The organism is Streptomyces dryopteridis, assembly GCF_049606955.1.
GTDB lineage: Bacteria > Actinomycetota > Actinomycetes > Streptomycetales > Streptomycetaceae > Streptomyces.
The window spans coordinates 1517938-1530162 of the sequence record NZ_CP187113.1 but is presented as its reverse complement, the minus strand read 5'-3'; the positions used below and the strand labels follow the sequence as shown (position 1 = coordinate 1530162).

10 protein-coding genes are annotated in these 12225 nt (G+C 73.2%); 7 read left to right on the top strand and 3 right to left on the bottom strand.

Features of this window, described 5'->3' with window-relative positions; translation table 11 throughout:
- The first annotated feature begins 55 nt into the window (after window positions 1–55).
- Window positions 56–1531: a sugar transferase gene (locus ACN20G_RS06135; RefSeq protein WP_424211701.1), complete on the top strand. Its 1476-nt coding sequence runs from the start codon at window positions 56–58 to the stop codon at window positions 1529–1531.
- A 14-nt stretch (window positions 1532–1545) separates the two neighbouring features.
- On the opposite strand, the gene ACN20G_RS06130 is transcribed toward ACN20G_RS06135, so the two are convergent.
- Complete coding sequence (locus ACN20G_RS06130; protein WP_424211700.1) at window positions 1546–2532, bottom strand: GDP-L-fucose synthase family protein; 987 nt, start codon at window positions 2530–2532, stop codon at window positions 1546–1548.
- A gap of 176 nt (window positions 2533–2708) precedes the next feature.
- On the opposite strand from ACN20G_RS06130, the gene gmd reads away from it, so the two are divergent.
- From gmd to ACN20G_RS06110, 4 genes are all read left to right on the top strand, one after another.
- The gene (gmd, locus tag ACN20G_RS06125) at window positions 2709–3722 is read left to right on the top strand and encodes a GDP-mannose 4,6-dehydratase (protein WP_424211699.1); all 1014 of its coding nucleotides are present in this window, start codon (window positions 2709–2711) and stop codon (window positions 3720–3722) included.
- A gap of 260 nt (window positions 3723–3982) precedes the next feature.
- A complete protein-coding gene (locus ACN20G_RS06120; RefSeq protein ID WP_424211698.1) occupies window positions 3983–6757 on the top strand; it encodes a DUF7594 domain-containing protein in 2775 nt (924 codons plus the stop codon).
- Between the two features lie 120 nt (window positions 6758–6877).
- Window positions 6878–7615, top strand: a complete 738-nt coding sequence (locus ACN20G_RS06115; protein ID WP_424211697.1) for a hypothetical protein — start codon at window positions 6878–6880, stop codon at window positions 7613–7615.
- 161 nt (window positions 7616–7776) lie between these two features.
- Complete coding sequence (locus tag ACN20G_RS06110; protein WP_424211696.1) at window positions 7777–7995, top strand: DUF6458 family protein; 219 nt, start codon at window positions 7777–7779, stop codon at window positions 7993–7995.
- Window positions 7996–8014: 19 nt separating this feature from the next.
- On the opposite strand, the gene ACN20G_RS06105 is transcribed toward ACN20G_RS06110, so the two are convergent.
- Window positions 8015–9139 carry a glycosyltransferase gene (locus ACN20G_RS06105; protein WP_424211695.1) on the bottom strand — a complete coding sequence of 375 codons (1125 nt, stop codon included), beginning with the start codon at window positions 9137–9139 and terminating at the stop codon, window positions 8015–8017.
- Window positions 9136–9678, bottom strand: coding sequence for a WcaF family extracellular polysaccharide biosynthesis acetyltransferase (locus tag ACN20G_RS06100; protein WP_424211694.1), 543 nt, complete (start codon window positions 9676–9678; stop codon window positions 9136–9138). Before ACN20G_RS06100 ends, ACN20G_RS06105 begins: the two co-directional genes overlap by 4 nt.
- Window positions 9679–10092: 414 nt before the next feature.
- Between ACN20G_RS06100 and ACN20G_RS06095 the strand changes: the two genes are divergently transcribed.
- A complete protein-coding gene (locus ACN20G_RS06095; RefSeq protein ID WP_424215390.1) occupies window positions 10093–11580 on the top strand; it encodes a hypothetical protein in 1488 nt (495 codons plus the stop codon).
- Window positions 11581–11677: 97 nt separating this feature from the next.
- A complete protein-coding gene (locus ACN20G_RS06090; RefSeq protein ID WP_424211693.1) occupies window positions 11678–12223 on the top strand; it encodes a hypothetical protein in 546 nt (181 codons plus the stop codon).
- Window positions 12224–12225: the final 2 nt, after the last annotated feature.

Here is a 12225-nt window from a genome sequence, read left to right as displayed (position 1 = left end):
CCAGGGGAAGCCACGGACTCGCGCCACTGCCATAGACCACGTGCCAGGGGGGCCCATGAGGCATGTCCGTTTTCCTGCGCAACAAGTGACCGGCGAGGACGTCGAGACCGTCGTTCCCCGGCGCCGCCCGGCCGAGAAGGCCGGGTGGTACCTGCCCGCCGCGCTCCTCGTCGACGTGCTCGGCGCGGGCGTGCCCGTGGCCCTCGTCTTCGAGGCCGCCGGCCAGTCCCGACCGCTGCTCTGCGCCGTCGGCGCCGCGCTCGCGTGGCCCGCCGTCCAGGCGGCTCGCCGACGCTACGCGCGGCGGGCGCTCGGCGAGAACCGCGGTGTCCTGCCGGTGCTGCACGACTGGCTGATTCTGATCGGTGTCCTGGCCGTGGCCCGCGCCGCGATCGAGGAGAGCACCCCGCGCCTGGCCGCCCTCGGCGCCCTCGTGCCCGCTCTCCTGCTCACCGTCGCCCTGCGCAAACTCACCCATCGCCACCTCGCCGCCATCCGTCGCGAGGCCCAGTCCGTCAGCCGGGTGCTGGTCATCGGCGAACCCGCCGCCACCGAGCACGTGGTCGCGCACCTGGCCGCCCGCACCGACCACCCGTACGTGGTGGTGGGCGCCGTGCCGGTGGGCGCCGGCGGGCCGGCGAGCGGAGTGCCGGTGGCCGGCCGGATCGACGGCAAGGCCCCCGAGTCCCGCACCGAGGACGCCGCCGAGGTGCTCGCCGCCGTCGAGTCCCACCACGTGGACCTCGTGCTCGTCGCCCCGTGCGCCGGGTTCTCCGGCGAGCGGCTGCGCCGCGTGGCCTGGGCCCTGCACGACCGGGGGCTCGATCTGGCCGTCGTGCCCGGTCTGGTGGAGGTCTCGGTCAAACGGCTGGAGACCCTCTCGGCCGGCGGACTCGCCGTGCTGCGGGTGGCGCCGCCCGTGCGCCGCGGGATGCAGACCGTGCTCAAGTCCACCCTGGACCGGCTCGGCGCCGGCTTCGGACTGCTGCTCCTCGCCCCGGTCTTCCTCGGCATCGTCGCGGCCATCCGTTGCGGCAGCCGCGGCCCGGCCTTCTACAGCCAGCGCCGGATCGGGCGCGACGGGGTCCCGTTCGTGATGTGGAAGTTCCGCACCATGGTCGTGGACGCCGACCGCCGCAAGGCCGAACTCGCCGCGTCCAACGAGAACGACGGCCTGATGTTCAAGATGCGCCGCGACCCCCGGGTCACCCGGATCGGCCGCGTGCTGCGCCGCACCTCGATGGACGAACTGCCCCAGCTGCTCAACGTCCTGACCGGCCACATGTCCCTGGTCGGACCGCGCCCGCCGCTGCCCGAGGAAGTGGAGCGCTACGACGAGGTCGAACGCCGCCGGCTCACCGTGCGCCCCGGCATGACCGGGCTGTGGCAGATCAGCGGCCGCTCCGACCTGTCCTGGGACGAGACGATCCAGCTCGACCTCCAGTACGTCGACAACTGGTCCTTCACCAGCGACGTCGACGTGATGGGCCGCACGCTCCGGGCCGTCGTCGACGGCCGCGGAGCGTACTGAGGCCCCGGGTGAGCTCAGCCCCGACCGCCGCGCGCCCCGGAGCCGTCCTCCGGGGAGCCGGCCTCCGACTCCAGCCACCACCGGTAGGTGGCCGCGATGCCCTCGCGCAGGGCCACGTTCGGCTTCCAGCCCAGACCGGTCAACCGGGTCACGTCGAGCAGCTTGCGCGGGGTGCCGTCCGGCTTCGTGGTGTCCCAGGCCAGCCGACCGGTGAACCCGGTCACCTCGGCCACCGTCTCGGCCAGTTCGCGGATCGTGAGGTCCTCGCCGCAGCCGATGTTGACCGGTTCCGGCGCGTCATAGGAGCCGAGCAGGGTCACACAGGCCGCGGCCAGGTCGTCCACGTGCAGGAACTCGCGGCGCGGCGTGCCCGAACCCCACAGCACGACCTCCTCGCGCCCGGCCGCCGCCGCCTCGTGGAACCGGCGGATCAGCGCGGGCAGGACGTGCGAGCTCTCCAGGTCGAAGTTGTCCCCCGGCCCGTACAGGTTGGTGGGCATGGCCGAGATCCACGCCGCCCCGTACTGCTTGCGGTAGGACTGCACCTGCACGATGCCCGCGATCTTGGCCAGCGCGTACGCCTCGTTGGTCGGCTCCAGGGGACCGGTCAGCAGCGCGTCCTCGGAGATCGGCTGCGGGGCGTGCTTGGGGTAGATGCACGAGGAGCCCAGGAACAGCAGGCGCGGCACCCCGGCCGCGTGCGCCCCGGACATCACGCTGAGCTGGATCCGGAGGTTGTCCTCCAGGAACTGCACCGGGAAGGTGCTGTTGGCCATGATGCCGCCGACCTTGGCGGCGGCCAGCACCACCGCGTCCGGGCGGACCTCGGCGAGGAAGGACGCGGTGGCCTCCCCGTCGCGCAGGTCCAGCTCGGCGCGGGTGCGGGTGATCACCTCGTGACCGTCGGCGGTCAGACGGCGGGCGACGGCGGACCCGACGAGGCCGCGGTGACCCGCGACGAGGACACGGGCGCGCGGGGGCAGGAGCGACGAACTTGTCATACCGGCGATGATGCCAGGCCGCCGGTCCCCCGTGCCGGGGCGTCCGGGACGGGACCGAATCCCGCCCGTGCCGGCCCGCCCGCGCCCACCCGCGCCCGCCGCGCCGGCCCCGTCGGAGCCTGCCGCCCGACCCCACGAACACGCCCACACCACCTTTTCCCTGGGGGGAAGATCGCATGAGCAAGACCGCACTGATCACCGGCGTCACCGGTCAGGACGGCTCGTACCTGGCCGAGCTGCTGCTGTCCAAGGGCTACACGGTGCACGGCCTGGTGCGACGGTCCTCCAGCTTCAACACCGAGCGGATCGACCACATCTACCAGGACCCGCAGTCCCCCGACCGGTCCTTCGTGCTGCACCACGCCGACCTCTCCGACGGGGTGGCCCTGGTGAACCTGCTCCGCGAGATCCGACCCGACGAGGTCTACAACCTCGGCGCCCAGTCCCACGTGCGGGTCTCCTTCGACGCCCCCATGTACACCGGCGACGTGACCGGGCTCGGCGCGCTGCGGCTGCTGGAGGCGATCCGGGCCAGCGGGGTCGAGACCCGCATCTACCAGGCATCCTCCTCGGAGATGTTCGGCGCCACCCCGCCCCCGCAGAACGAGGTCACCCCCTTCCACCCGCGCAGCCCGTACGGCGCGGCGAAGGTGTTCGCGTACTGGACCACCGTGAACTACCGCGAGGCGTACGACATGTTCGCCGTCAACGGGATCCTCTTCAACCACGAGTCCCCGCGCCGCGGCGAGACCTTCGTGACCCGCAAGATCACCCGCGCGGTGGCCCGGATCAAGGCCGGGCTCCAGGAGCACCTGTACCTGGGCAACCTCGACGCCGTCCGCGACTGGGGCTACGCCCCGGAGTACGTCGAGGCCATGTGGCGGATGCTCCAGCAGGACGAGCCCACCGACTACGTGGTGGCCACCGGGGTGGCCGCCACCGTCCGCGAGTTCGTGCAGACGGCCTTCGCGCACGCCGGGCTCGACTGGAACGAGCACGTCCGCTACGACGCGAAGTACGAGCGCCCCAGCGAGGTGGACGCGCTGATCGGCGACGCCTCCAAGGCCCACCGGATCCTTGGCTGGAAGCCGACCGTCCTCGTGGAGGAACTCGCGCGGATCATGGTCGACGCCGACATTCGTCAGGTGGAGGACCAACTGGCGGGAGCGAACGTCCGGATCGATCGCTGAGAGGTATGTTTCTCCCCTAGGATTTGCCGTGTCCCGGTCATCCCGAATCGGTGATGACCGGCGCACATCCCTGCCATACCCGCCGTCTGTGCACGGTGCGGCCCACCTTCGCCCGTCTGCGGGACTCCTTTGGGTCCCAGCTTGACAAACAAGGGGTCAAGGACGCCGCCCGGGGTGAATCCCGCGCTCTAACCTGCGCCTGTACACACGGCTGTTCGGATATTTCCAGCCATACAACCGGGCGAAGCCCTGGGGGGCTCATGCACAGATCCAGAGGGCTGACCGCTGCCCTCGTCCTCTCCCTCGCCGGTGCGGGCACCGGCCTGGGACTGGTCCTGACGCCTGCGGCGTCGGCCGTCACGGCACCGGTGGCCTTCACCGCCGACGAGCTGCCCACCTGGCAGCCCAACGGCATCGTCTGGGCCATGGCCCAGACCGGGGGCACCGTGTTCGCCGGCGGGACCTTCTCCGCCGTCCGTCCCCCCGAGGGCGCGGCCGGCGACGAGCAGGAGGCCGTCAACTTCGTGGCGCTGGACGCCGCGACCGGCGTCCCCACCTCCTGCAAGCTCTCCTTCACCGTCGGCGAGGGCACCGCCACCGTGCGCGCCCTGACCGTCTCGAAGGACGCCAAGACCCTGTACGCGGCCGGCTACTTCGGAGCCGTCAACGGCACCCCGGTCTCCTCCGTGGCCGCCGTGGACATCGCGACCTGCGCCCCGAAGGCATCGTTCCACCCGAGCTTCCCCGCCACCGTGCGCGCGCTCGCGGTCACCGACGACACCCTCTACGCGGCCGGCGACTTCGGGACCGTCGAGGGCCAGACCCGGCAGCGGTTCGCCGCCGTCGACGCGAACACCGGCGCCCTGAAGCCGTTCACCGCCAACGCCGACGAGCCCGGCCGCGCCCTCGCGGTCAGCAACGACGGCTCCAAGGTCCTGCTCGGCGGCGACTTCTTCACCGTCAACAACAGCAACAGCCACGCCCTCGCCGTGGTCGACGCGACCACCGGCGCGGTCGCCAAGACCTACTCCAACATCCCGTCCAACTCGGTGGTCAAGCACATATCCGCCGACGGCACGGGCTACTACACCGGCAACGAGGGCTCCGGCGGCGGCGTCTTCGACGGCCGCATCGGCCTGGCGACCGACTTCAACGAGAAGTGGCGCGACCGCTGCCTGGGCGCCACCCAGTTCGTGCTCCCGTACGAGGGCGTCCTCTACAGCTCCTCGCACGCCCACGACTGCTCCACCGAGCTGGAGTTCCCCGACGGCCGTCGCCACCACCTGCTGGCGCAGCCCACCGACCACACCGGCACCGCGCCGGCCCCGGTCGACGGCTTCGTGCGCGGACCGGGCAAGCTCGGCTGGCTGCCGGACACCAACGACGGCCTCGGCGAGGGCATCGGCCCGCGGGTCATGGCGGTCGCCGAGAAGGACGCCGTCAAGTACATGTGGGTCGGCGGCGAGTTCACCGCCGTCAACGGCGCCCCGCAGCAGGGCCTGACCCGCTTCGCCTCCACCGGCGACGTCGGCGCGCCCACCACCCCGGTCGCCTCGGTGTCCTCGGTCAAGCCGGGCGAGGTCCAGGTCCGCTGGCGGACCAGCTTCGACACCGACGACTCCAAGATCACCTACAAGGTCTACCGCAACGGCTCCGGCACCCCGCTGGGCACCGTGACGGCCGACTCCCTGGAGTGGCAGCGCCCGCAGGCGTCCTTCGTGGACACCACCGCCAAGGCCGGCAACTCCTACGGCTACCGGGTCACCGCGACCGACGCCGCCGGCAACACCAGCGCGCTCTCGGCCACCGTCTCGGTCACCGTGCCCACCTCGCCCGTGGCCTACCCGGACCGGATCCGCTCCGACGGCGCCGAGCTGTACTGGCGCTACGACGACACCGTCAGCCCCTTCGTCGCGGACTCCTCCGCCGGCGACAACGGCGGCGTCCAGGTCGGCAACCCGACCCTGAAGGTCACCCCGGGCGCCGTCACCGGCACCTCCACCGCGATGGGCTTCAACGGCTCCTCGCAGCAGGTGTACAGCGACCGCCGCACCACCGTGGGCTCCTCCTACACCCTGGAGACCTGGTTCAAGACCAACACCTCCCGGGGCGGCAAGCTCATCGGCTTCGGCAACAACACCACCAACACCAGCGGGTCCTACGACAAGCAGATCTACATGACCAACACCGGTCGGTTGATCTTCGGCGTGTACAACGGCTCGACCCGCACCATCTCCACCGGCCTGTTCGACACCTTCAACGACAACAAGTGGCACCACGTGGTCGCCACCCAGGGCCCGAACGGCATGGCCCTGTACGTCGACGGTCAGAACAAGGGCACCAACAACATCACCACCCACCAGGCGTACTCGGGCTTCTGGCACGTCGGCGGCGACAACCTCGCCTCCTGGCCCAACCGCCCCACCAGCAACTTCTTCGCCGGCCAGCTCGACGAGACGGCCGTCTACCCGAAGGCGCTGACCCAGGCCCAGGCCAAGGCCCACTACGACCTGGCCAAGGCCGCCAACGACACCGTCACCGAGGTGACCGCGTCCGAGGACACCTACATCAACCAGGGCGCCCCCAGCACCGCCTACGGCACCGCGAACTCCCTCGCCGTGCGCGGCTCCGGCTCCCTCTACGAGAGCTACCTGCGGTTCACCCTGCCGGCCGCACCGTCCGGCCAGGTCCTCAAGGCCGCCTCGCTGCGTCTGAAGACCACCACCCAGACCGGGGCCGGCACCGCCGACACCGTCTCGGTGGTCCCCGTCACCGGTGACTGGACCGGCGCGGGCACGACGTTCAACAGCAAGCCGACCCTGGGCACCACCGCGCTGGGCTCCATCGCCGGGATCCCGGACGGTTCCGCCGTCCACAACGTGGACCTCGACACCGCCTCGGTGGCCGCGCTCCTCGGCACCACCAGCAGCCTGGGCCTCACCAGTAACGGCAGCGACCCGCTGTGGCTGTGGTCCTCCGAGGCCACCGCCGCGGACGCCACCCCCGAGCTCGTGCTCACCTTCGGCGCGAAGTAGGGTCCGCACCACGCACCACGCGACACCGGGCCCCGGGCCGGCCCACTCGGCCGACCCGGGGCCCTTCTCGCCCCACCGTCCCCTCCCGAGCCCCACCCCCGCACCGCACCTGGAGTCCCGTTGAAGAACCGACGAGCACGGCGCCCGGCGGCCACGGCCGCAGTCCTGTTGGCCGCGGCCCTGGTCCTGACCGGCTGCGGTTCCGGCGACGGCGACGGCGACGCCAAGTCCGACGCCGCCCGGGCCGCCGCCGAACAGGCCGCCCGCGGCGGCGCGAGCGCCAAACCCGACCCCGCCGACTCCCCGGCCCCCGCCCCCTCGGCCACCGTCTCCCAGGGCGCGGCCCTGGCCCCGGCCAAGCCGAGCGGCGACACCCTGCCCGACGAGGCCCTCAAGCCCGTCACCGGCAGCTTCACCGGCCAGGAGAAGAAGTACCTCAGTGGCCGGGTGCCCGCGAAGACCGACCCCGCCGCCGTCCTCCAGACCGGCCAGGAGTCCTGCCAGCGCGTGGCCCGCACCGCCAAGCGGGACAAGGACGCGGCCGTGGCCTCGGTGATCTCCGGCGAGATCAAGGGCGCCGCCGACGCCATCACCCTGCTCTGCCCGGACCAGAAGCCGGTTCTGGACGCGGCCCGCACCGGAATCGCCGACGGGGCCACCAAGACCCCCAAGGCCGGCACCTACCGGGCCGTGAACCCCAACCCCTCCTGCACCTGGCAGGCCCTCGACAGCTCCGGCGGCGTCCTCGCCTCCGGCCCCGGCCCCGGCACCACCCCCGGCACGAAGATCACCGCGAAGATCCCCGCCGGCGCCGCGAGCTTCACCTCCACCGGCTGCAACGCCTGGCTCCCCGCGTAACCGCCCCCCGGCCCGCGCACCCCAACGCCCCGCGAACGAGCCCGAGTCGGGCCGCTCGCGGGGCGTTTGCGCGGGGCGGACCCGGGCAGGCGCGCCGAGACGGGCGACGGCGCGAGCCGCCGCCGACAGCGCACCACCGAGGCACGACGGAGGCGATCGACATGGGCCTGGGCGGCTGCATCACCCTCATCGTGGTGGGGGCCATCCTCACCTTCGCGACCGACTGGAAGATGGACGGGGTCAACCTCACCCTGGTCGGCGTGATCATGATGGCGGTCGGGTTCATCGGCACCGCGGTCTACAGCAGCGTCCTCAAGCGCCGCCGCAGCGCCCACCTCACCGACACCATCCCGGTGGTCCACGACCACCACCGGCACTGACGGGCGGGCGCCCCGGGACTCAGCGGCCCCGGACCCGCGTGTACACGGACAGCAGGGTGTCCAGGACGGCGTCCATCGAGTAGGAGTCCGCGGCCAGTTCGCGGGCGGCCCGGGAGGCCGCCGCGTTGGTCGTCGGGTCGAGCAGGTCCAGCATTGCCTTGGCCACCGGGCCCGGGCCCGGCTCCACGGCCCGGCCCGCGCCGGCCTCCGCGATCGGGCGGGCCAGCCCGTTGGAGTGCGTGACCACGGTCGGCACCCCCACCGACAGGGCCTCCAGCACCGACATCGGGAAGGGCTCGTCCACGGACGGCAGCACGTACACGTGTGCCCGCCGCAGCTCCTCCAGCACCCGCTCCGAGCCGAGCGCCCCGGGCACCGTGAACGCGTCCGCCAAGCCCAGCTCCGCGATCCGGGCGCGGGCCGCGGCCGTCTCGCCCTCGTCGGGACCGGCCAGCACGAAGTGCGCGTCCGGGTGCTCGGCCAGCACCGCCGGCGCCGCGTCCACGAAGTCCACCGGCCGCTTGCGGGCCTGGAGTCGGGCCGCGTACAGGATCCGCGGCGCCCCCGAGGGCTCCGGGCGCGGCCCGGCCTGCCCGGGCACGCCGTTGACCAGCCGCACCGCCGACGCCAGGCCGCCCGCGCCGACCACCGCGTCCAGCCCCTCCCGCTCGTGCGGGGTCAGGTACAGCACCGCCCCCGCCCCGCGCAGCACCCGGCGCACCGCGAGCGCGTCCAGGAGTTTGGCGAGGGCCTTGTCGCTCGGGTCGACCATGCCGTGGGTCTGGAGCACGAGCGGGGTGCCCGCCCGCAGCGCCGCGAGCGCCACCGGCAGGGTCACGAGGTCCCGCGCGAGGTGCACGTGCACGAGGTCCGCGTCGCGCACCAGCCGGCCGGCCGCCGCCAGCAGCGCGGGCGAGGTCATGCCGCTGAAGCCGAGCGGCAACAGGCGCCGGGCCGGGAAGAGTTTGGCCGGAACCCCCTCCACGGAGGTGGGCATCGGATCGCCGAAGCCCTCGCCGAGGGCCACCAGCGCGGCCTCGTGACCGCGCTCGCGCAGCCCCTTCGCGAGGTTCAGGGCGACGCGGACCGGGCCGCCGAAGGCGTGCGAGGGGGAGTGCAGGGTGACGGCGTGCAGGACTCTCACTTGGGCTCCTCCACCGGGCGGCGCGCGCCGTCCCGGGTCTCCAGGGTCAACGCGGGCAGGTCCTTGTGGACCACCGCGCCGGCGCCGACCACCGCGCACCGCCCCACCGTCACCCCGGGCAGCACGGTGGACCGGGCCGCGACCCACGCGCCCTCCTCCACCCGGATCGGGGCGTTGCGGTAGCGGAAGTCGGTCGCCCGGTGGTCGTGCGAGCCCGTGCACAGCAGGGCTTCCTGGGAGACGCAGGCGTGCGCGCCGATCTCCACCGGCTCCAGGTTCAGGATCCAGGCGCCCTCGCCGATCCACGCGTGATCGCCGATCGACAGCTTCCACGGCCACAGCACCCGCACCCGGTGCCGGATGAACACGCCCTCGCCGATCCGGGCCCCGAACGCGCGCAGGATCCGGGGCCGCAGCCGGGGCGGGCAGAACCAGGCCGCGAAGACCGTGTTCATCACCCCGAACCACAGGGCCTGGCGCAGGATCCCGCGCCCCTTGTCGTAGCCGGCCAGGGTGAACGCGGTGAGGTCACGCGGCATCGGTGTCGGGCCCCCCTCGGGCATCGTGCGCGGTTCGGTGCCGGACGGCGCGGGTCACCGGGGGTCCTGGCAGGGACCGCCGGCGGGACGGACGCGCGGCGTCGGCGCGCCGACGCGGCGGCGCCCGCTCAGACTAGGGCATCACGTTCGATTCCCGGGCCGAGTCCGGGAGTCGGCCGGCGGCCCCTTCCCGAGCCCCCGCGACGCCGCCGGGAGGGCCCCGGGGACAAGGGCCGAAACGATTCGGCGCCCCGGCCCGCACCGGCCCGCGCCCGCCCTCCCCTTCGCGCCCCCGTCCGAACGGCATCGCCTAGACTGCGCGCGACACGCACAGGGGTGGGGGCACGAGTGGGAACCGACGCGCGCGAAGTACCGGCGCCTGGCGCCGTCCTCGCGGACCGGGGGCTCGTCCCCGTGCCGCCCCCGCCCAACGCCGACGCCCTCGAAGCCGCGAAATGGGGCCGCGCCCCGCTGCCCCGCACCCTGCTCTCGCGGGCCCTGTCGGTGCCGCTCGCCCTCGGCTTCACCGTCTTCCTGCCGCTGTTCGTGACCTCCCAGCCGGGCGCCGGCGCCCGGGACGCCGCGTTCTGGCTGCAACTGGCCCTCGCCGTGTACGCCGGCGCCCGCCTGTCGGCGATGGTGCTCACCAGCCGCCGCAAACTGCTCCAGGGCTCGTTCTGGCTGTTCGTGTACATGGCGCTGGGGGTCGCGCCGCTCGCCCAGGCCGTGCTCGGCCAGGTCCCCACCCCGGTCGTGGGCCCGCGCTCCGACCTGACCTGGGCCATCGCCCTGATCCTGATCGGCTGCATCGCCTTCGACGTGGGCGTGCTGCTGGCCCGGCACCGGCCCGCCGAACGCGCCGGCGGCTCCCGCAAGGAGCGGCAGCCGATCATGACCCACCGGCGCCGCATGTACCTGCTGGCGGTGCTCGCGTTCCTCGGCGGCGCCGCGTTCGTGATGAAGCTCGGCGGACCGGCGGTGTTCTTCAGCAGCCGGCAGGAGATCATCGCCGGGATCGAGGAGGCCGGGGTCTCCAACGACGACGGCCAGGCCGGCCAGGCCCTGCTGCGCGGCTTCGGCACCGTGCCCGCGCTGCTCGCCCTGCTCCTCTACACCCGCTGGCTGATCACGTCCTCGATCGCGCGCCGCAAGCCCGTGGTCATCGCGACCTGGGCCGGACTCGCGGTCCTCAACATCATCGTCAACAACCCGATCTCCAACCCCCGCTACTGGTTCCTGACCGTGATGTTCGCGCTGCTGTTCACGGTCTTCCCGACCAGCGCCGCCATGTACCGGGTCGCGCTGTCGATGGCGGTGGTCGTCGCCCTGCTGCTGTTCCCGTTCGCCGACCGGTTCCGCTACGACGAGAAGAACTACCGGCCCGTGGAGACCACCTCCTTCCTGGAGCCGATGGCCCTGAAGGACTACGACCAGGTCGGCATGTTCGCCAACACCGTCACCTTCTCCGACTCCGGCCCCGGCCACTTCTACGGCCGCCAGCTCGCCGGCTCGATCTTCTTCGCCGTGCCCCGCTCCCTGTGGGAGGGCAAGCCGAAGGACACCGGCGTGATGGTCGGCCAGTGGATGGGCACGGTCAACACCAACCTGTCCTCGCCGATCTGGGCCGAACTCTGGCTCGACTTCGGGCCGCTCGGGATGACCGCCGGGCTCATGGGCATGGGCTACGCCTCCGCCCGCGTCGACCGCCGCTACGCCCGCCGGGCCACCCGGCGCACCCCGCCGGGCAGCCTGATCTCCGTGGTGGTGCCGCTGGTCGCGGGCTATTCCTTCATCCTGCTGCGCGGACCCCTGCTCCAGGCATCCGGCCGGGTCGCGATCGCCGCGCTGTGCCTGGCCCTGGTGGCCACCCACCGCACCGACAAGGGCGCCGCGCTGCGCTGACGGGTGCCGCCGGGCCCCGTTCGGGGCAACCTCCGGGCCCCCGGAGCCGTTCACAGGCCACACGAACGCCCCGCCCCGACCCTTCCGGAGGTCGCCCATGAGCCCCGCATCCGTGCCCCGACCCCAGGGGGACCCCGAGGACCGGGACACGATCCTGGTCGAACCCGACGGCGTCCGCTACGCCGACACCCCCCGCGCCGCCCAGCTCGACCCCTGGTTCGAGGTGGTCCGCGAACGGGGCCCGGTCGAGGACGACCGGCTGTGGGAATCCGTCGACCGCTACCGCTGCGAGGTGTGCGGTGAGCCCGGGGACCGGGCGCCGGAGGGAATGCTGTGGGTGCTCGACGGGGAGCCGCCCGCGCCCTGGCCGGACTGGATCGACACCGTCCGCGCGCCCGTGTGCGCCTTCCACGCCCGCGACATCGCCGAGGAGGGCGGGCACTTCGCGCTCCGGGCCCGGCTCGTGGAGCCGGTCGGCGTGCTCGGCACCCGCTACGACCCGGACACCGGGCGGGCCCTGCCGGAGGAGGAGTACGCGCGCTTCCGCGACCCCGAGGGCCTGCGGCACGTGCTGGCCCGCCGGCTGGTGCTGCGGCTGACCGCCCCGGCCCCGGCCCCGTGGCCCACCGGGGAACGGGCGTGAAC

Excerpts from the sequence above, each read along its gene's own strand:
- ACN20G_RS06135 (WP_424211701.1), top strand. The coding sequence starts at position 56 with ATGAGGCATGTCCGTTTTCCTGCGCAACAAGTGACCGGCGAGGACGTC.
- ACN20G_RS06130 (WP_424211700.1), bottom strand. The coding sequence starts at position 2,532 with ATGACAAGTTCGTCGCTCCTGCCCCCGCGCGCCCGTGTCCTCGTCGCG.
- gmd (WP_424211699.1), top strand. The coding sequence starts at position 2,709 with ATGAGCAAGACCGCACTGATCACCGGCGTCACCGGTCAGGACGGCTCG.
- ACN20G_RS06120 (WP_424211698.1), top strand. The coding sequence starts at position 3,983 with ATGCACAGATCCAGAGGGCTGACCGCTGCCCTCGTCCTCTCCCTCGCC.
- ACN20G_RS06110 (WP_424211696.1), top strand. The coding sequence starts at position 7,777 with ATGGGCCTGGGCGGCTGCATCACCCTCATCGTGGTGGGGGCCATCCTC.
- ACN20G_RS06100 (WP_424211694.1), bottom strand. The coding sequence starts at position 9,678 with ATGCCGCGTGACCTCACCGCGTTCACCCTGGCCGGCTACGACAAGGGG.
- ACN20G_RS06090 (WP_424211693.1), top strand. The coding sequence starts at position 11,678 with ATGAGCCCCGCATCCGTGCCCCGACCCCAGGGGGACCCCGAGGACCGG.